The sequence below is a fragment of the Agrobacterium sp. NPDC090273 genome, assembly GCF_044772305.1.
Lineage (GTDB): Bacteria > Pseudomonadota > Alphaproteobacteria > Rhizobiales > Rhizobiaceae > Agrobacterium.
In genome coordinates this window covers 246578-266984 of the sequence record NZ_JBIVYN010000001.1, presented here as the reverse complement: position 1 = coordinate 266984, position 20407 = coordinate 246578, and the positions used below count along the sequence as shown (strand labels likewise).

Here is a 20407-nt window from a genome sequence, read left to right as displayed (position 1 = left end):
CCCTGGTGCCGAGGTTCCCTAGCGGCAATGTCGCCCGGCTTGGGCTGAGTCGGCCGAAAGTGCATTTCGAGCGAATTTGAATGAATCCCTTCCCGGGCTCTTAAGACCTGTACCGGTACGAGACACCGCAGGTAGTATGAGCGTTGCGGGACATCATGAATCTCAAGGCAGAAGCACTGGCAGCGGCGAAGAAGCGGATCATCGCGCTGCAGAAGCAGATGACGGCACGAATCCTGGACATGGCAGCGGAAGTTGAGAAGCTCGCCATGGCAACAACCGAACGCGAAGCCCGCGAGTTCCTGCGCGTCACCTGTAATATGCCTGCCGCCGAATTGTCGACCTACGCGCGGTTCCGGACCACGCTGAAGGGCAGAGAGCAACTGCTCGAGAACTCACGTGCGTCATTTCCCGTCGTGAAGGCGCTGGTCGCGGCCGACGACGATACACGCAAGGAAGTTCTGGAGCGAATGGAGATCGGCGCCCGGATCGACACCAACGAGATATCTCGCATCCGCAAGCGCCTCAGGGAGGCAGCCCTCACGCCGCATCAGCTTTTGGCGGAGCGGAATGGAAGAAAACTGGCGACTGCGGCGCGCAAGAATACCACCGAGGCCGTCGACAACTTCAAGGAAGTTCTCTACGCCTTCTCCGAAGGACTCATGAACGATCCTAAGGCGATGGTATCGGATGATGTCCGCCAAGGGGCAGCGCAGATACGGAAAGCATTCGAATCCTTGTTTGGTGTGCGTGACGATGTGGTCGCCCCGAGCAAGCCCGGCAATCTGGCAGTAGAATTCGCCGTGGCGCGCGAAACGCTGAAGAGCCTCGAAAATGGGACCCTGGCCGCCCCGAGAAACAAGGCGCATCGTCATCCCGGCCTCCTCGCCCTGCAAACATTCACGGGACGCTCGCCCAGCGCCTACAAGTGGGAACTGCGTAATGTTCGCACGCCGCCGCCCGCACATCATAGGCTGAAGGCCATTGAAATATGTGCCGGGGCCGGAGGTATGGCGATCGGGCTGGACAGGGCCGGCTTCGATCATGTTGCCCTGTTCGAGTATGAGAGAAACGCTGCCGCGACACTCAGGTTGAACAGGCCGGACTGGAACGTGGTCAAGGCTGACATCCGCGAGGTCGACTTCAAACCCTATCGGCACATGGACATTGATCTGCTGGCCGGAGGGGTCCCCTGCCAGCCCTACTCCTCCGACGGATACGGCCTGGGCAGGGATGATCCCCGGGATTTGCTTCCCGACGCAGTCAGGATCGTATCCGAGGTCTCGCCTCGCGCATTTCTGTTCGAGAACGTGGATGGATTGCTGCACGCGCGACATGCCGATCATGTCGCAAACTTCCTGCGAGGCTTCAGAAAGGCCGGCTATCACGTGGAGATCCACAGGATGAAAGCCGAAGACTATGGCATCGCCCAGGAGCGCAGCCGCGTGCTGATCATTGGCGTGCGGAACGATCTCGAAGGGGCCTTCAGGATGCCGCCAACTTTCCCCGGGCGCCGCCTCGACATAGGCACCGCGCTCGTTGATCTGATGGCTGCAAACGGATGGACGGGAGCCCACGAGTGGGCTCGAGCACGACGCGAACAACGTATTCTGGACCGCGAAGGCAACGTGGTTGCTCACGGCGCGCTCGCCTCCACGATCGTCACGAGACGTGGCCTGCCAAGGGAGAAGGAAGCTGCTCGCTGGGGCGCGAAATGCGTCGACATCGCCGGCCTGCCCGACTCGGCGCCGACGCAGGAACAGGCTTCGAAACCGGGGTTCATGCCCGCACTGACCGCGCGCATGCGTGCTCGCCTTCAGGACTTCGACGACGACTGGCAGTTCACAGGGGGTAAGCAGGCAGTTGCCGATCAGATTGGCAACGCTGTTCCGCCGAGGCTGGCGCAATCCGTCGGACTAGCACTCTTCGCCGCCATGAAGGATGTGGCATGGGACTGGGAGGCTATGCTTTGGCCCGAGAGAAGCCGTCGAGTGCGTGTGACGGCGCCACCGCTGGAGTTCGAAGAAGTCACGGCTAAGTCTTTTGTATCTGCGGCGACTTGAGGCCTGCAGTTCTCACATCCCCGAAAAAACCGAAAAGGCAGTGAGATGACGGTAGTGATACGCGCGGACCGGGACGACAGGTTTGTTACAATCAACTTCGACGGGATCTTGATCGATGTCGAGAACGAGAACCCCGACATCGAGTTCGAGGTTTACCTTGGCGGCATGTGTATCGGCAATGGGACCGGCCGTGACGCCCTTGACAAAGCTCTCGCCGGATTGAGGGTCATCATGGACCGCGAACTCCTCAAAAAATTGGCTGATGCCATCTTCCGATTGAACGCGGATGGAGGAGAAGCCGTGTTCCTTGCCAATTCTGGAAAGGCTGGGCTGATGCTCTGCGAAGGCCCAGACTATGACAGGCTAGGTGTCGACGCCTTCGAATATGCCTCGGATTTCCTGCTCAGGCGTTTCCCTGCAGAGGACACTTCAAGGATCTGACTGCCTGAGCATTGCGAACTTCGCTCTCACTGTAGTGGCCTCGCTTGATCAGTCGTTTCACCGATGGATGCGAGACGTTGAGTGCACTCCCTGGCCCGTGACGTGACTCGAACGCTCGAATTTCATCAAGCTGATGCTGGAGCGCCCTCACCTCATCGAGTTGCTTCGGTGAAGCCCGACTCTGCGCGTATGACGATGTCTTCCGCATCCACGCCTCGAACGCCTTCGCATCGCCTGCATCTCGCGCCAGGAGCATTCTTTCGATGCTTGCTTCCACGAGTTCCGAATGTTTCCCTTCCATCTGCGCCTCCCGATCCAGTAAAGCGTGGCGCGCATCAGTTGCCGGCGCAAGCAGTTGACCCGCGGGCGGCCTATTTGTCCGGAGCCTTGAGAGACCACTTCTTAAGCGTTTCCCTGGACTTTCCCTGCCCCAAGAGCTTTCGCCCCGTCTTCGACGGCTCGAATCCAACCTTTCCCATAGCTTCGCCAAACGTCTCCGCCTTGCTTCCTCTTTCGCTGTTCGAGCCAGATCCGGTGGCGTCCCCCGCATTTCCCTTTTTGTTGCGTGACATACCCGCCTCCAACGACGATGGTGCTTCGCAGAATTTATTCCGAACCGACCGCGCGTCCTTTCCGTGAGCGGGACGAACTTGCTCGCCCGGGAAGAAGCCTGGCAATCTCCTCCCCATCCAGCACCTCCCGGCGCAAGACGGCCTTTGCTAGGAGTAGCAAGTCATTTCTCCTAGCACGTGCGATATCCTTTGAGCGGTTCAGCTCTTCCAGTAGCATTCCGGCCACGTGCTCCCGCACCGAAGAGTCGCTGCGCCTGAGCCCCTCCAGGTTACGCAGACCGGTGACATTGTAGTAGCAGAGTTCCCCTGCTCCGTGGCTGGCAACCAGAATGGTCGCGATGTCCGTCGCACGGTGGAGGTCGGATCCTTCGACGCCACACCAGCCGTCATGGATGTCCCCTAGGACTACGCTCTCAGCGGCCACCCCACCCAGCAGCATCGCGATTTCGTCGCGGTACGACTGAAGGGTCCGGTTGCGCATGCGGGGACGCCTCCACTCCACGTGCGCGAAGCTGTCATCCCGATGCGCGGCTTGCCGCGCTACGACGAGCGCCTCGATTTCCCCAACGCCGAGTTCAAGCCCGACGACTGCGTGACCGGCTTCGTGGATGCTCGCAATCCAGCGCTCGCGGCGCGTAAGCGAGGCGATGGGCGGCACGATCGTCATGAAATCCGAACAGCGGAGCTCCCTCCTCTCCGTCCGGGCAATGCGGCGGGCATCCCTGGCAAGCTGACGTAGCGCCGCGCCGGAGTATCCGCTGGTGGCGGAGGCGATAGTCTGAAGCTCGTCCTGGGGCAAGTCAGACCTCGAGTGCGCCAGGAGGATCTGCGCCCGCGCAGCCAGATCCGGTAGTGGGATTTGAATGTGCCTGTCGAGACGGCCGGGGCGCAGCAGGGCCTCGTCGATGTCGCCCGGACGGTTGGTCGCCGCAATCACCACGACGCCCTCGCGTCCGACTGCGCCATCCAAAAGCTCCAGCAAGGCATTGATGACCTGCAATCCGTAGGCGGCGTTGTCACCGCGGAGGCTCGTCCTCGATCCGAATGAATCGAACTCGTCGATGAATAGGATCGAAGGCGCGTTTGCGATGGCGTCGCGGAAGCTCTTTCTCATCGCGCGCAGCATATCGCCGAGGTGTCCCTCCGCCTGCCATTGGCCACTCGAGGCGGCAAAGAATGCCGCACCGCAGGATCGGGCGACGGCGCTCGCGAAGAGCGTCTTGCCACACCCCGGAGGCCCGCTTAGCAGCAGGCCGGAATCGACGTCACTCCAATCGATCGAGCCTTGTCTCCACGCAGTGATATCCTCAATCAGTTCCTGCGCCCAGTCTGCCGCTCTGCCATAGCCGGCAAGGTTTTCGATCCGAGGCTCCCATTTGACCCCCTTCGTCTGACGCGAAACCTCGGTTAGCTTCTGCATCGTAACTTCAAGCGGCCGCTTCGCCCTGAAGGCAGCAAGGATGATTGGCAACGGATGCTGGAAGAGCTTTGCGACCTCCTCTTGGGTGATCATCATGCCGAGGACGGTCTTTGCGGCAAGCACTAGATGATACGGCTTGACGCCGCCCACCTCGACCAGATGATCGAGGGAGACCCTCAGTTCATCTGGAACCCCGGCATCACGCTCAATCAGGACGACGACGGACGAATTCTGGGACAAGGTCTTAAGGGCGTCGCTGTAGTCGGCCGCGCCTTTCGGGTTGGCGTGGACACTGGACACCGAGTAGCGCAGAATCCCCGAATCCCTGAGGACCATGACTACCGCGGCGCGGTACACCTCGAAGTCTGCATCGCGAGGAAGAATGAGACCTACGGCCCTGTCGGTCGTAGCTTTTCGGAAAATTCCAGATCGTCGCAGCGCAACGCGCATGGAGTTGGCATACATCGCCACCTCGAGCACATTCCTGCGCTCGTCGATAGAAGCAGATCCCATGGCGAGCCTCCTACGACTTCGCGCGCCGGACGACCGTGTCCGGAGCAAGCAGAGCCTCGTCGAGATCGACTTCGATATGGCCCTTCAGGATCATGCTGGCGACCGTTCTCATCGGAGCGTCCTCCCGCACGACGCCCAGGCACTCGGCCAGGGACAGCGAACCCATCTCATCGAGACCTGCCAGGATGCGGATGCGATCGCCCAGCGCAGCATCCCTTCCCGCGTACCTCACTAGATCCCGAGCGTTCTGAAGACGGATAGGGTTCACCTCGGAGATCGAGATCGCCTGATATCGGTAGCCGAGCCGTTCGGCCACGCTCGGCATCCAGGCGATGACTTCTGGAGCCCCTCGCCAGACATCCACGAGGAGGCTTTCGTCGGCGGTCTGAACCGCGAAGTCGACGTGGCGATGGCGTGGTTTCCTTGCCGCCGAGTCATTGACGAGTGGTTGCGTCACGCAGCGCCAGCAAAGCACTTCGGGATCCAGCTCGAGAATGCAGGCGTAGTCGCCGGCTTCCTTCGACCGGTACACCGCGCGCCCGATGCACTTCGTCGTGGCGCTGGGAAAGCGGGATTTATAGGGACGTGGGGGATCGCAAGCTTCATCGCCTGCGGCAAGAGCAGTAAAGGTCATCATGACCTTCCCTCCAAAGAATAGGCAAAGTGGCGGCTCCGGGATCCGTCCCGGGAGTCGGTCAACCTATTCGGAAAGTGAGGGCTCTGGAGTTGCTCATGCCGGAACAATTAGAGAACACTCTTTCGGGCGTCAAGCACTTTCGATGATTCCGGATCCTGCTCAAGAGCGATTGAGCAATCGCTTGGCACAACGTCGGCCCGGATGACACTGCAGGCATCGGAGCTGTGTGTGCGACATGCTGCAGGCCCACAAGCAACAGTCGATCGCGGGTCCGCGTGCAACTTTGTGCAAGCAGCTTCAAATCGATAGCTAGAGCACCTGGAGATTCTCTACCGCACTATCTTGTTGCGCTCGCGATCACCGGCTACGGTCCGTTTCTGCTAGGCGGAATACAATTTCAAAAATCGAGATCGTCGTCCCGCAAAGGTCCCGGCTGCGAGAACAGTTGCTCTAAGCCCATCTTGTTCGGCGTGTAGACAATATTGAAAGTTCCGTCCTTGTCCTGGACGGTCTGAGGGCCACGGGTCTTGGCCGCATCCAGCAGTTCGCGGATGCGGACTTCCGCGTCGTGTCTCTGCCATTGATAAGTCATTTGCAACCTCTGTAGGGCGGCATCACGGCCAACGATAACATAGCGGTCTCATTGGGATTGCGAACTGGAAAACGAGATAGACGCTTCTGAACTCACAGGATAGTCGCGGTGTCTGATATTCTGCTTCTTATGGATACTGACATCGTCAGCTACATGGGCCGGAAAAAGCCTCCTCCCGGTTTGCGCCCTTGGCTTGTCCGGGTAGGTATCAACAGACTGGGTCTCAGCTATCCTGTTGTAGCAGAACTTATGCGCGGCGCCCATCTGCAGGAGCGCCACAATCCGGAAAGAGCTGCAAGAATTTCGCTATGGGTCGACCGCATCCTGGCTACCAACTTTCCGATGCCGGAAATGTCCCATGCGTCTGCCACGACCTATGCCCGGATGACGTCGATCCCAGCGCTCAAGCATCTATGGACTATCCAGAAGCGACAGAAGAGCAATCGGCTTGGCCACGATGTCATGATCGCTGCTCTTGCCATCACCTACCAGCTCCCAATTCTGACAGCGAACATCCCGGACTATCTTAGGATCCACGAATATTGCCCTCTGCCGGGACTGTATCATCCCTTGGAGGCACGCTGGCATGTCGAGCCGCCATTCGATGTTCCTCTCCCACCATTCGACCCGGAACTGCCTGATCCTTCAGACACGATGCTGCCGAAGATCGAGCCTGCTGACCACGAACCTCGCGGAGATGGCGCTACGCCTCAGCCCGATCAGGTACTCTCCCCTTAGTAAACCATTCAGCATCTTAACTTCTGCCAACCCGGCTCCTGCGCCCCGCTGTGTCCGGGACGCGCCCCAATCCCGAAAACCAATTCCCACCCAGAACGAAGTAGTTCGAATCTTAGCGAATCCCTTTCCGGGACATCAGGACTTGCCTGTTACCGGTTGCATCGAGAGGGAAGCGCGATGCAGGAAGTCAGAAAAAAGTACAGCGGAGCATATGATGCCGGCTACCTGAAAGACCGCATCCTCTCCGTAAAGTCGCGCGTGGCCGAGGCGCAGCTCGACCTCATCAGCCTTGTGGGTGAGCTGCAGCCCCGCATGGATCGCGAAAGCCTTCGCGCATTGCTGACAGTCGAATGCGGACTTGCCAGACAGGATGTCGCGGCGATGCTCGACTTCCACGAGTCACTCGGCGAATACGGGGCACTTCTACGTGACAAGGCGATTCCCTTCTCGGTCATCAAGACACTGACAAGAACCTCGAAGGAGACAAGAACCGCGGCCCTCCTGCGGATCGCCGCCGGACATAACGTGGACACGCCGGATATCGCGCTGCTGACCCGCAGGCGCGTGCGCGAATCCATGGGCGACATTGCGTTCGACGACCGTCGTCGCTGCCGCGCACTCAATTCATTGGCGTCATCGAGAGCGCGTGCGGGCGTGGACGCGTTGGCCGATCGTGCCGCCGACCTGTTGGCTGTCGTCGACGAGTTCACATGGCAGTATTTTCACGAACCCACCGGAAATCCGGCCGACATGGAACCGAATCTGAGCGAGACCTTTCTCGCGGAGAAGGCGCGCATCCAGGATATCGCGAGGGATGTCCTTAGGAAATTCGAGAACGTGTTCGGGGCGAAACAGGATTCCGGTTCACGGCGCAGCCCTGACGCTCGAAACAGGCTTGCGCTGGCGCATGAGTCCTTGAAGAGGTTCGCCGCAGGCAGTTTCGCCTATGACGGAGGCTTCGGCTTCGAAACCGGCTACTTGTGGAAGACCGAGCTTCAGGACGCCCTCGAGTTCCTGCTCCCAGCTTTCGAAGGACTGCCGCAGCCGGCGACCGACGAGCCTCGGCGGCAACAGCCGAAGGCAATGGAGCTATGCGCGGGGGCCGGTGGGCAGGCGATAGGATTGCTTGGTGCCGGCTTCGACGTGGTTGCTCTCTACGACTCCGCTCCAGTCGCGGCTGCCACGCTGAAGAAGAACCTATGGTGGAATGTCCGGGAGAAGAAGCTTCAGGACGTCACGGACGCAGAACTTCGGCGCTATCGTGGGATTGATCTCCTAGCCGGCGGCATCGAATGCAAGGCGTACTCACGCGTGGGCAGGCAGCGCGGCCCCGCCGATGACAGGAACCTGTTCGAGGAGGCAGTGCGCATCGTGCGCGCAGTCAAGCCGAAGACGTTTTTCTTCGAGAACGTCGAAGGCTTCACGCACAACAAGTTCATAGAGTACAGGTCGGAGATCATCAGGCGGCTTCAGCGCAGCGGGTACCGCGTCGAAATCCACGGGTTGAACGCCAACGATTTCGGACTCGCACAGACGAGAAAGAGGATCGTCATTGTCGGCGTGCGCAATGACATGCCCAACGCCTTCCAGCTCCCGATCGGCCTGCCTGCCGAAAAGCCAGGGGTCGCCTACCTGAGGGATTTGCTCTTCCCCCATCTGAACAAGGGTCACGAAACATATGACAGATGGGCAAGGGCTTGGCTCGAGAAGTTCGGGAACCGTCCATCGAACACCATCCTGGCGAAACTTCCCGACGCCCAGCCGAAAATCGTAGATGACTGGAGAGAAAAGGGATTCGAGATCGACGTAGCCAAGCTCATGAAGCCCGCGCTGACGCCCGAGGAGATATCGGATCCCGACGTTCTGCCCCACCTTACGATCGAAGTTGCGCGTCAATTGCAGGGTTTTCCTCAAGCGTGGCATTTCCACGGAGACAACCCGAGGAGCATCTTCGAGCAGATAGGGAATGCATTTCCTCCCCAAGTGGCTATGGCGATGGGGCTGAGCATCATGACCGTCTTGGATGGAAAGAGGCGAGATGTCGTCGAACGCCTGAAGACGCCGGTAATCAGCGACGACCTAATTGGCAGGCCACGCCCCCGCCGGGTGAACTTGAACAGGCACACGTGGGCGGACGAGCCGGGTGCGTTCAGCCCCGGCGATTGGCATCCCTACCTCGAATAGCGTCGGCTGCGCTCGATCGGTGCGTAGTGGCAGCGCAGTCTGTCAGCGATGAAATCACGCTCGTCGCCGCGGAATGTCTCCACGGGCGTGCCGTTGACATGAAGAATGGTGTCCCTGTCGGGCTTCACCAGGAAGGACAGGACCTTGTCGCGTCCGTCGATGAAGGACAGGGTCTCGCCCCTCGCATCACGAGAGAAATCTATCTCTACTTCCTGGTCGGTGTACCGCTCGTCAACTGTCGCGTTCACTATGGCCGCGTAAACATCCGAGGCTCTTCCGGACAGAATGTTGGGTCGCTCTACCTCATCCCAGGGAGCGGGCTCCATGTCTCTGAAATACGACCTGATCGTCTTTATGAAGGCGGCGTCGTCGCCTGTATGGCGCTCCTGGAAGTAGTGGTCGTCCACATAGGCCGTCCATCCGCTGCTGCCAACAGAGCACTTGTGCCATTGCTGAGCGTCCATCGTCACGTCACGCCAGGAAGCCTCCTCGCCACCGCTGCCGCTAATGTCGAGGGTGATAGGCGATCTCCAGGTTTCGTCGGCCGTCGAGAGAAAGATCACGTGGAGCTCTCCCTGCCGCTCTTCTCCCCTCATGACGAGTCCCTGCTTCTTGAACACCGGTCCGAGCTTTTTATTGATGTCGATGAGAATGCTTCGATAGTAGCCCATGGTCACCTCTCCAGATTGCCCAAGGATCGAGTGCGGCCGTGCAAGCCACAATTGGTGAAGGATTCAATCCATCCAGCGAGGAGAGCAGCGAATAGGGCAAGCAGGATTGAGGATTCGGTCCTCCATAATTATCGACAGGATTCAGAAGTTTGCGCCGGTTACATCAGAAAGCGCCTTAACAAAATTTCTGTGGACGCCCGGCGGTCTTCGTGCATAGTGCCCTACATCACGGGGAACACCGAAGATGATGTGTCACCAGAGCATATGCACCTTGGCCATCGAGGCCTGAGGATCTCCCGAGAGCCGTGTACCGACGCGGTCGAGAGAGCTCTCACGTGGCCTGACGACCATGTCGTCGCCCCCTGCCGGATAGTCAGGAAAAGAATCTTCAGAAATTTTCAGACAGGGACCTGAATCATCCTTCGAGATGGTCTAAATGGGTTGCCACTGTGGTGATGGAGTTGCTCAGATGGCTGAATTCAACCAATTCGCAAATGCGAGCTCGCGCGGGTATCCGCTGGGCAGCGACGTGGTGCGTCGGCATGCACCCGCATCGCCGATAGCTTGATCCCCCTCCCGTAGTTCCTCCCAAAATTCGAGATCTGTCACCACGGACGTGCGCCGGGGACAGGCCGACTCGTGCCCTGCTCCCGGATACGTCATGACCCAACTCAATCCTGAACAACTTTTGAAGATCGTGCTCCAGGCAGCCCGAGCGCCGCCGTAGCCGGCTCCCCGCCGAAGCCTCGGCATCCTCACAGTGAAGCTCTGCCTCCACCTCGGCCGCGTCCGAGGAGCGACGGCGCACGTCCGAAAGTCAGCAAGAACGGAGACCGTACATGCCCTCAACTGCCACGTACAAGCCACATCACACCGACGTCGGCTCGTCCACCGAAAGCGTAGCTGAGCATTTCGCAGTGAAATGCTTGAAGGAAAACCTCGAGGGGATCTGGCAGCACTACACTGCGATGAAGACGAACTGCGCAGAGTTGGAAATCCCCGCCCCTACGCTCAGGGACTTCCAGCGCCTTGTACGCGTTCTCCGCTTCGAGCGGCACATCCTGGTGGCGGGAGATTTCCTTGAGGTCCGCTCCGGCCCGAAAGCGCTGCGTTCCCGCAGCTTCGGCGGATCCGATCTTTCCCACTTCGTCCGAGAAATCGACCGCTCCACGTCCAGTCACTTCGACTGGTGAGCCACGGGCTGCAGCAAGGTATCCAGACATGCGCGATGCAAGAATTCTTGAACAACTTATCCGGCGCGAGCGGGGCTTGGCGCCTCTGCCCGTGCCCGAACGTCCGATGATCGGCTGGAGCGACAGACCTGTTTCCGGTCGCTTCATCATCCCCGGAGTAACGCCCGCCAATGATCCCGGGCTGACCGAAGCAGAGGCCTGGGGTCGAACCGACGTTGTCTGGGAGGCCCCTCGTCGTTCCACGGCCAGCCGGACGCCCGCCAAGAAGTCCATGCGATCGGTGCGCGGGAGCATGATCGACATCAACCGCAACCAGGTGCTGGTCTTCGAAAGCGTGCTCGAGGCGTTCCTCGCACACATGCTGGTCGCCAACCCGGACATCGCCCTTGTGGAAGACCAGCCATCCCCGCTTCCCTACAGGTTCGAAGGTGAGTGGCACGAGCACACGCTCGACTACCGGGCAACCAGTCGGAACGGCTGGCGCGAGGGGTACATCGTCAAACCCGCCTCTCAACTCGGTCCCGATCAGACGCTGGCGAAGGCCATGGCGATCGCGAAGCAGAACGTTCCCAAGGCCGCCGACAACATCATCGTTCTGAGCGAACTCAACATCACCCGAGCAAAGGGAATGAATGCGGTCGAGATCAATGCGTCGCGCAAGACGCGCAACCAGCAGGACTGCAACGACCTCCTGGATGCAATCCGAGGCCTGCGGCGGGGGGTTGCGCTGTGGGAGCTCATTGCCTCGATGCCCAGATCCTGGACTGTCATGGATGCCGCCCGGTGCCTGATCTATGACGGCAGCGTGCGACTCCACCGGCCCGGAAACAGGCTGACGGATGCTTCGGTCGTCAGCGCCCATTGGCAGAACTAGGGGCGCGGCCGTGCAGAATCTCGATGTCCTTCACGGATTGATGGCAGACGCGCGTAGATCGGAGGGCGGCGATGGCTAACAACGCCCCTTCCTTCCCGATCCCGCCCTTCGCGCGCATCACAATCGACAACAAGGAGATGCTCCTCCTTGAGGACGGTGTGAATGGAAAGGTTTTCGAGCCGCTGGATAAATCCGGGCGTCCGGACTTCTATTCCAACGAGGTCATCGTTTCGATGCTCCATCATGGATCCCTTGAGATCCATAAGGACCGGTACAACCCGAAGAAGCTGCGGCTGACCGAACGCTTCCCCTTTCTCCGAGATCTGTCCGAGAAGACACAGACAGGGGTCCGTTTCAAGCTCGAATGGATCATGCGCTTCCGTGCGAAGGGCGGCCGCGAGGGGAATATTCCCGAAGATCGGATGATGGCGATCATGCGCGAAATCCGAGATGAGTTCGAACGAGATCTGACCGTCGCCCGTCAGAACTCCAACAGGAAGGCCGCCTACACCTACGAGGACGGTGAATTCCGTCTCCGAAACATCGGCATGAGCACCCTTAGAACATGGCACCGGGAGTACACTCGCTCGGGCGACGACTGGCGCGTGCTGATCGATGGCCGGGGATCGGGCGAGAAGAAGAGCATGTTCTCGGACGAGTCCCTCGAGCTGGAGAGCCGCATGGTCCAGCGATACCTGAGTTTCACGAAGCCGAACGCCGCCTACCTGTTCCGCATCATGAAGGCGATGGAGCGCCGGATCAACCGCCAACGCCGGGCTGTCGGTCGGACCGACCTCATCAAGGTGTGCGAGCGCAGCACCTTCTACATCCGCATCAACAACCTCCCCGACGATCAGAAATACATTGCCCGCGAGGGGGCCAAGCAGGCACGGATGCGGTTCTATATCGTGACCGGGCGGGAGCGTGGCTTTCCGATGCAGTTGGTCGAAGCCGACGAATGGAAGGTCGACCTGGTCGTCCTGCTGAAGTTGGCCAAGATCTGGGAGGATCTCGACCCGGTGGAGCAGGAAGCCTACCGCAAGGCATCGAAGCGCGTATGGATCTCACTCGTGGCCGACGTCGCCACCACCTGCATCATCGGGTTCCGGCTTCATGAGCGAGCGCCTTCGGTCGAGACCGCCCTTGCGGCCTTCATTCAGACCAACATGGACAAGACGAAGTTCGCAATTGCGGCCGGGTGCAGGCGACCTTGGGATCAGTACGGCGGATTGAATGAAGTCCGGGTCGATTCGGCAGTGTGGTACACCTCGGATGGTTTCGGCGCGACCATCAACGATGCCGGAGCACAGATCGCGTACCCACCCGCCGCGAACCCGCCATTGCGAGGGACCGTGGAAAGGATGTTTGCCACGATCTCGTCGCTGTCGCTGCAGAACTTCAGCGGGCGAACGTTCAGCAACGTCGTAGTCCGTGGCGACCGCGATCCCCGCAAGGAAGCAGCGGTAGACATCGACCTTCTGGCACAGGTCTTCGTACGCGTCTTTGTGGACATCTACCATGAGACCCGCAACAACGGGAAGCTCGGGGGGATGACGCCGCGGCAGGCATGGAACCAGTTCAGCCTCCAGCGACAGATCCCCGCGCCGCTCTCCGGCGGACTGCTGCGACATGTCTTCGGTGTCAACTACATCCGCGTCATCCAGCGTGAAGGCATCCGGCTCTTTGGAATCAGATACCAGTCCCTAGAGATCCAGGCCATGCGTCGCAACGACGTCGACCGGGAAGTCAGCATCCGCATCAATCTCTATGACCTGAGTGAGATCACCGTCTTCGATGGGCCATACGCATACACCGTGGGCGCGAGGATCGGCGGGCTGAAGAACTGCGACTACTGGACATGGACGATGATGGCCGTGACCCTCGAAATCGTCGACGCGACCAACACCAAACGCACGCAGGAACAGGTGGACGAGGCACGGCTCTGGGTCGATTCGGCCGGAGACGCCACGCGCATGGAAACGAACCTGGGGTCGCCCATTCCCACAGCGAAGCACTTCGACTCCGTCAACAGGCAGATCACGCGTTCGCTCGAAGTCGTCGAGGAGACCGAGTACGTCCTCGCTGCTCGGAACCAGGACTTCAGCCGTTCCAGCTTCCTCGCCGAAGCCTGGGGGCTGAGCGATGAGCCAGAGCCCGACGACCTCGACGTGCCCGCAAGCGAGATCGCGAAGGCGCAAGCCGAGGAACTGGCGCGCAAAACCCGAAGGAAAAAGCCGGCGGGACCTTCCCCGACTGGCGACAAGGACGACGGGCAGCGCCCCGCGCCCGACGATTTCTATGACCAGTTCTAACTTCAGGAGAGCAATTCATGACTGACAATCATCCTTCCCGCGCACGTCTTGACTCCATCGCCCGGCTCCGGGCAACGATGTCGGAGGACGAGCTTGGTGTCGCTGACCGCATTGCGCATATGCAGGCGCAACACTGTGTGATGGCGCGCGACGATCAGTTGGCGAAGCATATTGCCGACATGAAGCGCAGTCTGATCTCCGCGACCTCCGACAATGACAAGGAGCGACGGATTCTCTTCATCGTGGGTGAATCCGACAGCGGAAAGTCCGAGTGCCTCGGGCACGTTCTCTCCAGGTCCCGACTGGCTCCCTACTCCGACGAATTCGGGGAGGCGCGTCCGCTTCTCTGGTTCAAGATGCCGACGCCCTGCACCCTCAGGAATATCGCTGTGGAATGTCTTCGAAATCTAGGCTTTCCGGTGAGAGGTGACATCACGGAGAGCCGCGTGTGGCCGATCCTGAGAGAGCAACTCAAGCAACGCCGCGTGCTTTTTCTCGTCCTCGACGAAGCGCAGCGCACAATGAAGAGCGACAACGACTACGAGATCCAGAAGGTCTCGGACACCCTGATTACCCTTGTGGAGATGGAGGATTGGCCCATGCGCATGATCCTCACCGGCGTGCCAGACCTCGAGCAGCTCAGAAAAAGGGACAATCAGATGCGCAACCGGTCCCGGATCATGCGCTTCGAACCTGTGCCCGAAGAGCTTGCTGGCCGGGTAGAGGAATGGCTGAAGGAGATTGTAGTTCAGCACGCGGGGCTAGGTCTGGGCGACCTCCCTACGCACGAATATGCTGAACGCCTCATCAGGTCGTGTGAAGGGAACGTTGGATCAATCATCCTAATGGTTCGCTCCGCCGCCACCTTCGCGATCCTGGATGGCCGCCAGGCGATCAGAGCATCCGATTTTGCCAGGGCCTATCATCACAGGACCGCTTGTACACCTGAGGCAAACCTTTTTGAGGTAGCGAACTGGACAGAACTCGAAGGCGGGAAGGCGAAGATCGGGAAGGAAGAGTCCGGCAAGCCGCCCGCAATTCCGGCAAACAAGGTAAAGCCAGGGGAGCGCCCAAGATGAGCGGCATCGGAAACAGAGTTCCATTTCATCCGGACGAAGTTCTGACCAGCTTTCTAAGCCGCCTGTCGATGTCCAACTTCAGCTTCAGCGCTCGCGAGTTTTGCAGTCTCCTCGGCATGGACTTTCAGAAGATCGTTGCCGGGGACCGGTCTGAGGTGGCGCACCTTCTGACAATGGCCGGGATTGATCCTGACCTCGCCGCGGATCGAGTGGTGAGCACGGATCGTCTGCTCCATACGATCAACGGCGAGACATTGAACAGGGCAAGCCTTGTCCGGTCCCGGCTGCGATATTGCCCCTGCTGCCTCGAGGACGACATCAGGCTGGGCCAGGAGCGTCGAGAAGCACGCCCCTACGTTCGGATGCAGTGGCTTCTTTCCTTCGTCCGCTCCTGTCCAGTGCACGGCATCATGCTCCAGGAAGGCGTCAGTGGGGACGGCATCTATCATGACTATGCGAAGCTTATCGAGGCGGAGCAAGCCCAACCCCGGTACCGCAATCCTTCGATCAAAGGAAGGCACACCCAGTTCGAGCGCTATGTCACGGATCGGCTTTGGGGCCGGCGAAACGCAGATAGGACATGGATCGACGGACTTCCGCTGTACGTTGCCGGACGGCTTTGCGAGTGGGTCGGAGCCACGATCATGTTCGGCAAGCGCTTCATTGCCAAGGATCTAAGCCCCGCACAGTGGTCGGAGGCGGCACAGACGGGCTTCGACGTCGTGAGCAAAGGGCGTAGTTCCTTCGTGGATTTCCTGAAATCACTCCACGACACCTTCTGGGAAAAACGCAGCCACGTGGGAGGAAGGGTGCTCTACGGCCGGCTCTACGAGCGGCTAGCGCACGAAACCGATGACGCGGGCTTCGATGAAATCCGGATGATCATGACCGAGACCGCGATCGCACACCTTCCCATGGGTCCCGGTGACGAGATGTTCGGACCAGTGACGACCCGGAAGCTGCATTCGATCCAATCCGTCTCAAAGGAAATGTCAGTCCACCCGAAGACGCTCCGAAAACTTCTGCAAGGTGCGGGTTGGATCACGGCCGACATGGCGAACCTTACCGCGGAACGGATCCTCTTCGACGCAAGTGACCTGGAGGCATTCGTCGAAAGCACGCGTGATGCCATCGGATGGAGCGAGGCACGAACCTACATGAATGCCAGCCGGGCGGCCTGGAACACCTTGAGTCACGAAGGCTTCATCCCCCCCGCGATCTCATCGGCAGAAGGGAGCGAAGGCATCTCTCCTTTTTATCATAGAGCCGACCTGGACCACTTTCTCGAGCGCCTTCGTGCTGGAGCAAAGGCAGACCATGCAGAAGCGTCGGGATGGGTATCCATCCTCGACGCTGCCAAGAAGGCAAATTGTCGGTATGGCGAGATCATCGAGCTTCTTTTGGACGGAAAACTCGAGAATGCTTCGGCGTACTCGGAAAAGGCGGGCTTGGAAGCGATTGTTGTCGACCTGGCGGAGGTAAGGGAGAAGACCAAGCTGGAGGATCACGGTGGCTTGAGCTTGGTGGACGCCGGCAAATCGATGGGCATGCAGTCGCTGGTCTTGGAGAAACTGATCGATCGCGGATACATCGCCGCAGAAGTCGCTATCAATCCAGTGAACCGATGCCCCCAGCGGATCGTCCGACCTCGAGAGATTGACAGGTTCGAGTCCGAATACGTTTCGCTATTCAACTACGCGAAACGCCTGGGAATCCATTTCAAGGAGGCGAAAAAGAACCTGGAGGCAGGTGGTGTCGCCCCTGCGCTGACGAAAGAGGTGGTCGCTGCGACTTTCTACCGATGGGCGGACATCCGGGCCGCTGCATTTAAATTCGCGGCACTGAACATTTCCTTTGCCTTCGCGTAGAGCGAAGGCCTGAGCGACGGACGCGACTAGCTCAAAGCCCTTGTTGGCAACGTGATTGTGTTCCGGTCCCCAGATTGCGGATTGTCTGCAGCATTACCTTAAAACTTCATCGCCCCATCCGGGCGCAAACCGCTTCGCTGCCAAAGCCGCAAATACAAGTTTGTCCTGCATGACGGCCCGTCTCACCTGACGACTTTGCCGAGCTTGTTCGGCCGTCCGTAGAAGGAGGTGACCGAGGCTCAGTGCAGCGGCGGCTGCCGAATAGTAGCTGTTCTCGACAAGAGGCGCCGCCAAGGCCGACGCGCTTAGGACAATCTCCGCTGCTGGTAGTCTTGAAGGAACCTGCTCAAGCCTTGCCACCAAGCGGTTTCGTACTTCCTCGGCGGCTCTCAATCTATACTCGAAATCCTCATCGGCCGAGTTCCTGGTAGTGAGCTCGGTGACAAACCGCCGGAAATTCGCGAGTTCCTCAGGATGTTCTTCTCGGAAGCGAAGAATATCGTCCAGACTAATGTCCGGTCCCGCAGGCAACAGCGTCGTCACGGCCTTCAAACGGCGCGCGTTGTTGCTGCGAGCGGCACTGCGCACGCCTGTCACGGCAACACGCGCGTTCTCCTCGTCAGTGATAAGTGGAAGGTCATCGATCTGGGTGACGATCCTGGTTGCGAGCATGCTCATCAGATACTCGATGACCCAGGCTGGCCCCTCCATCCAGCTTCCATCTCCCCCTGGTCTAGGGATCTGGTCGCGCGGGAGTCGCCGCAAAAGACCAGCGCGCTCGAGCTCCACCGCGAGCCTTGAGAACGCGATCTTCCCAAAATGAATGCGCGCCAATTCCGCTCGTCGCCGCATGCCCTGGCTTCGACCGATTAGGTAACCCAACACAATCTCATCAGCCGCATCGTCTCTCGCGAACTCTGACGGATTAATAGGTCGAACCACGTCTTGATCCATTAGTGCTCGCGTTCGCCGATCGAACAACTGCCTATGCCCCCCGGAAGGAGCAATCACATGGATCCGATCGAAGAACAGGAGATTGGGATTGGTCCAGGAGGGCGAAGGCAATGACAATCGAGGATAGTAAAGCGCGTCCATGGGCCCCTCCGCTGACCCACCGATCACAATCAGTAGTTCCATGATAAGTCAACGCGGAAGCATCTAAAGGGTGCATGATATCCGCCTCATCTGAGGGGTAAGGAGATCCACGATCACCCTATTTGGACGCCGCTCAAATAAGATGGATTCGTTCAAATTCCCATTGAAAAATCAATGAACAAAGGTTGCCTGGGGCTCGCATTTCGTTGGACGCGACAAACTTACGTTGACTTGAACATATCCCCGCAGCGATTTGCCTCGCTGCGGGGATTTTTCGTAGGTGATCGCTATGGACTGCCTGCGTCCTCGTGGTTACTCAAAAATGCTGCGTGAAACGCACCATTGTCGGCAGGACAGCGGCGACGGACACACCATTTCAAATCTACTGGAAACCCGTAGTTCGGCATGTTATATTTCGAGTGGGATGAACAGAAGGCAGTCGCCAATCTTGCCAAGCATGGCGTCAGCTTTGAAACTGCGTCGCATGTCTTCAACGATCCGTTTGCAGTCGATATTGAAGAACGTTCAAGGAGTACCACGAAATCAGAAGGCGTATCCTGGGACTTGGCAATGGATTGCTGCTGACCGTCATTTACACGGAGCGCAGTGAAAAAGTCCGCATCATCTCAGCACGAAAGTCAACGCGGGCAGAGCGTAGGGAGTATGAATACGATGGGTGGTAAAACAGATCAAACCGACTGGGCTCGTCTTCACGCGATGACCGATGAAGAAGCGGAAATTAATGCTCTGGCCGACCCCGACAATCGTCCTCTCTCCGCAGAACAGTTTGCCGCTGCAAAAAGAATGCCTCGCATAAAAATCATTCGACGCGCATTGAAACTGACACAAGAAGAGTTTTCGGCCCGATACCATATTCCGCTTGGAACGCTTCGCGACTGGGAACAGGGCCGTAGCGAACCGGATCAGCCGACCAGAGCTTATCTTAGAGTTATTGCTGTCGATCCAGAAGGAACGGCCGCAGCGCTAAGAAAAGGTGCAGCTTGAGCCTGTCATGTTTATGGCGACATTTAAGACGATGACTCCATATATTTCAATTTGCGTAGTCGGGGCTTCATTGTTCTGGGCACCCTTTGCGCAGGCAGCCTGCTTCGACGTCTCAAAGAATGAGCCTTCTGCGTTGAGCGGCCATCTTACCCATCGTATCTTCGCGGGTCCGCCAAATTTCGAGGATGTTCAGAAAGGTGACTCGCCGGAACCCGGCTATGTCCTGAAGCTTGATGAGCCGATCTGCCTTACCGGCGACGACTTTGCCGATCCGGAGAGCACATTTGATGAGGTCCAACTCGTTCCCGACGAAACGACCGGGAAGGACATGGCACGGCTGAGAGATACTGATGTCTTCGTTGACGTCATCAAGCCAATGCCGGCAATGACGGGACACCATCATCGGCCTCTTGTCGCCTGGGTAAAGGCAATCGCCCCTGCCCGCGACATCACCGAAAGTTACGGGACGGCAGCAACCACGATCGAGGCTTTCTATGCGGCTCTGCATTCCGGCGACGGCAAACTTGCATCAACATTCGTGGTGCCAGAGAAAACAAGGAAAGGCGCCTTCAGCCCGCAGGCTCTGTCCAGCTTCTACGGATCGTTGTCCGAGCCAATCTCGTTGATCGATATCAACAGGCTCGACGAGACCCACTTCTCCGTTCGCTATCGTTTCACAAGTGGAAAGCGGCCATGCGACGGCTCCGCAGCGATCACCACAGTGAAACGTGACGGAAGAGATTTCATTCAGTCAATTCGCGCGGAGAATGGCTGCTAGAGCGCTTATCAAGCCTTTGTCATCAAAGGAACATCCCCGCGCATCGCTGCGTTGACCTTGACGATAACCGACCAAGGTCTGGGGTAGATGATGTTGCCGTTTGATAGACTGAAGCTGATGCAGGAGCCGGGGCGATGGCCGCCGTTTTCGGTGAATGAGCGAAAACCGCGCGAGTGGCTGCTGACGATCAGCGGTCTTGTTCTGCTGTTCGTGCTCTCGACAGCCATTGCGATGGGCTATCTCGTGACCCGCCACCCCGGCAAGGCGGAACCGAACCCCGGTATTGCCGAAGAGCAGCGCATCGAGCAGGGAAGCTAGGCAAGGCACGCCCTTCGACCGCCACAACATGTCCCATCAGAAAGCTTTTCGCAGCAT

The 20407-nt window shown here is 58.9% G+C and carries 19 protein-coding genes; 14 read left to right on the top strand and 5 right to left on the bottom strand.

Annotated features, from left to right (window positions below; genetic code table 11):
* Positions 1-155 precede the first annotated feature (155 nt).
* A complete protein-coding gene (locus tag ACIQT8_RS01325; RefSeq protein WP_400962580.1) occupies positions 156-2060 on the top strand; it encodes a DNA cytosine methyltransferase in 1905 nt (634 codons plus the stop codon).
* A 45-nt stretch (positions 2061-2105) separates the two neighbouring features.
* The gene (locus ACIQT8_RS01320; protein ID WP_400962577.1) at positions 2106-2501 is read left to right on the top strand and encodes a hypothetical protein; all 396 of its coding nucleotides are present in this window, start codon (positions 2106-2108) and stop codon (positions 2499-2501) included.
* A 606-nt stretch (positions 2502-3107) separates the two neighbouring features.
* Here the strand turns inward: ACIQT8_RS01320 and ACIQT8_RS01315 are convergent.
* The 3 genes from ACIQT8_RS01315 to ACIQT8_RS01305 form a co-directional block, all read right to left on the bottom strand.
* Positions 3108-5006, bottom strand: coding sequence for an AAA family ATPase (locus ACIQT8_RS01315; protein ID WP_400962574.1), 1899 nt, complete (start codon positions 5004-5006; stop codon positions 3108-3110).
* Between the two features lie 10 nt (positions 5007-5016).
* The gene (locus ACIQT8_RS01310) at positions 5017-5643 is read right to left on the bottom strand and encodes a hypothetical protein (RefSeq protein ID WP_400962571.1); all 627 of its coding nucleotides are present in this window, start codon (positions 5641-5643) and stop codon (positions 5017-5019) included.
* A gap of 397 nt (positions 5644-6040) precedes the next feature.
* Positions 6041-6235, bottom strand: coding sequence for a hypothetical protein (locus tag ACIQT8_RS01305; RefSeq protein ID WP_400962568.1), 195 nt, complete (start codon positions 6233-6235; stop codon positions 6041-6043).
* Positions 6236-6343: 108 nt separating this feature from the next.
* Here ACIQT8_RS01305 and ACIQT8_RS01300 point away from each other — a divergent pair, with 108 nt between their 5' ends.
* Complete coding sequence (locus ACIQT8_RS01300) at positions 6344-6973, top strand: type II toxin-antitoxin system VapC family toxin (protein WP_400962566.1); 630 nt, start codon at positions 6344-6346, stop codon at positions 6971-6973.
* A 177-nt stretch (positions 6974-7150) separates the two neighbouring features.
* Entirely contained in the window at positions 7151-9157 is a 2007-nt protein-coding gene (locus ACIQT8_RS01295; RefSeq protein ID WP_400962563.1) for a DNA cytosine methyltransferase, read from the top strand.
* Here ACIQT8_RS01295 and ACIQT8_RS01290 read toward each other — a convergent pair.
* A complete protein-coding gene (locus ACIQT8_RS01290; protein WP_400962560.1) occupies positions 9145-9828 on the bottom strand; it encodes a hypothetical protein in 684 nt (227 codons plus the stop codon). The two genes, ACIQT8_RS01295 and ACIQT8_RS01290, sit on opposite strands and share 13 nt — an antisense overlap.
* Before the next feature lie 839 nt (positions 9829-10667).
* On the opposite strand from ACIQT8_RS01290, the gene ACIQT8_RS01285 reads away from it, so the two are divergent.
* From ACIQT8_RS01285 to ACIQT8_RS01265, 5 genes are all read left to right on the top strand, one after another.
* A complete protein-coding gene (locus tag ACIQT8_RS01285) occupies positions 10668-11021 on the top strand; it encodes a hypothetical protein (RefSeq protein ID WP_400962557.1) in 354 nt (117 codons plus the stop codon).
* A 28-nt stretch (positions 11022-11049) separates the two neighbouring features.
* Entirely contained in the window at positions 11050-11895 is an 846-nt protein-coding gene (locus tag ACIQT8_RS01280) for a hypothetical protein (RefSeq protein ID WP_400962554.1), read from the top strand.
* Positions 11896-11966: 71 nt separating this feature from the next.
* A complete protein-coding gene (locus ACIQT8_RS01275) occupies positions 11967-14207 on the top strand; it encodes a Mu transposase C-terminal domain-containing protein (RefSeq protein WP_400962551.1) in 2241 nt (746 codons plus the stop codon).
* 17 nt (positions 14208-14224) lie between these two features.
* Positions 14225-15286, top strand: a complete 1062-nt coding sequence (locus tag ACIQT8_RS01270) for an ATP-binding protein (protein WP_400962548.1) — start codon at positions 14225-14227, stop codon at positions 15284-15286.
* Positions 15283-17154, top strand: a complete 1872-nt coding sequence (locus tag ACIQT8_RS01265) for a TniQ family protein (protein ID WP_400962545.1) — start codon at positions 15283-15285, stop codon at positions 17152-17154. Before ACIQT8_RS01270 ends, ACIQT8_RS01265 begins: the two co-directional genes overlap by 4 nt.
* Before the next feature lie 93 nt (positions 17155-17247).
* Here the strand turns inward: ACIQT8_RS01265 and ACIQT8_RS01260 are convergent, their stop codons facing one another.
* Positions 17248-18249: a hypothetical protein gene (locus tag ACIQT8_RS01260; protein WP_400962542.1), complete on the bottom strand. Its 1002-nt coding sequence runs from the start codon at positions 18247-18249 to the stop codon at positions 17248-17250.
* A 405-nt stretch (positions 18250-18654) separates the two neighbouring features.
* Between ACIQT8_RS01260 and ACIQT8_RS01255 the strand changes: the two genes are divergently transcribed.
* From ACIQT8_RS01255 to ACIQT8_RS01235, 5 genes are all read left to right on the top strand, one after another.
* The gene (locus tag ACIQT8_RS01255) at positions 18655-18834 is read left to right on the top strand and encodes a BrnT family toxin (protein WP_400962539.1); all 180 of its coding nucleotides are present in this window, start codon (positions 18655-18657) and stop codon (positions 18832-18834) included.
* Positions 18825-18932 carry a hypothetical protein gene (locus ACIQT8_RS01250; RefSeq protein ID WP_400962536.1) on the top strand — a complete coding sequence of 36 codons (108 nt, stop codon included), beginning with the start codon at positions 18825-18827 and terminating at the stop codon, positions 18930-18932. Before ACIQT8_RS01255 ends, ACIQT8_RS01250 begins: the two co-directional genes overlap by 10 nt.
* Complete coding sequence (locus tag ACIQT8_RS01245) at positions 18922-19254, top strand: DNA-binding transcriptional regulator (RefSeq protein WP_178340837.1); 333 nt, start codon at positions 18922-18924, stop codon at positions 19252-19254. Before ACIQT8_RS01250 ends, ACIQT8_RS01245 begins: the two co-directional genes overlap by 11 nt.
* 133 nt (positions 19255-19387) lie before the next feature.
* Positions 19388-20032, top strand: a complete 645-nt coding sequence (locus ACIQT8_RS01240) for a hypothetical protein (protein WP_400962533.1) — start codon at positions 19388-19390, stop codon at positions 20030-20032.
* 90 nt (positions 20033-20122) lie between these two features.
* Complete coding sequence (locus tag ACIQT8_RS01235) at positions 20123-20350, top strand: hypothetical protein (protein ID WP_400962530.1); 228 nt, start codon at positions 20123-20125, stop codon at positions 20348-20350.
* Positions 20351-20407: the final 57 nt, after the last annotated feature.

Coding starts and splice junctions, on each gene's coding strand:
- ACIQT8_RS01255 (WP_400962539.1), top strand. CDS start 18,655: ATGTTATATTTCGAGTGGGATGAACAGAAGGCAGTCGCCAATCTTGCC.
- ACIQT8_RS01305 (WP_400962568.1), bottom strand. CDS start 6,235: ATGACTTATCAATGGCAGAGACACGACGCGGAAGTCCGCATCCGCGAA.
- ACIQT8_RS01235 (WP_400962530.1), top strand. CDS start 20,123: ATGTTGCCGTTTGATAGACTGAAGCTGATGCAGGAGCCGGGGCGATGG.
- ACIQT8_RS01290 (WP_400962560.1), bottom strand. CDS start 9,828: ATGGGCTACTATCGAAGCATTCTCATCGACATCAATAAAAAGCTCGGA.
- ACIQT8_RS01295 (WP_400962563.1), top strand. CDS start 7,151: ATGCAGGAAGTCAGAAAAAAGTACAGCGGAGCATATGATGCCGGCTAC.
- ACIQT8_RS01315 (WP_400962574.1), bottom strand. CDS start 5,006: ATGGGATCTGCTTCTATCGACGAGCGCAGGAATGTGCTCGAGGTGGCG.
- ACIQT8_RS01280 (WP_400962554.1), top strand. CDS start 11,050: ATGCGCGATGCAAGAATTCTTGAACAACTTATCCGGCGCGAGCGGGGC.
- ACIQT8_RS01260 (WP_400962542.1), bottom strand. CDS start 18,249: ATGGACGCGCTTTACTATCCTCGATTGTCATTGCCTTCGCCCTCCTGG.
- ACIQT8_RS01275 (WP_400962551.1), top strand. CDS start 11,967: ATGGCTAACAACGCCCCTTCCTTCCCGATCCCGCCCTTCGCGCGCATC.
- ACIQT8_RS01285 (WP_400962557.1), top strand. CDS start 10,668: ATGCCCTCAACTGCCACGTACAAGCCACATCACACCGACGTCGGCTCG.
- ACIQT8_RS01265 (WP_400962545.1), top strand. CDS start 15,283: ATGAGCGGCATCGGAAACAGAGTTCCATTTCATCCGGACGAAGTTCTG.
- ACIQT8_RS01270 (WP_400962548.1), top strand. CDS start 14,225: ATGACTGACAATCATCCTTCCCGCGCACGTCTTGACTCCATCGCCCGG.
- ACIQT8_RS01320 (WP_400962577.1), top strand. CDS start 2,106: ATGACGGTAGTGATACGCGCGGACCGGGACGACAGGTTTGTTACAATC.
- ACIQT8_RS01310 (WP_400962571.1), bottom strand. CDS start 5,643: ATGATGACCTTTACTGCTCTTGCCGCAGGCGATGAAGCTTGCGATCCC.
- ACIQT8_RS01245 (WP_178340837.1), top strand. CDS start 18,922: ATGGGTGGTAAAACAGATCAAACCGACTGGGCTCGTCTTCACGCGATG.
- ACIQT8_RS01325 (WP_400962580.1), top strand. CDS start 156: ATGAATCTCAAGGCAGAAGCACTGGCAGCGGCGAAGAAGCGGATCATC.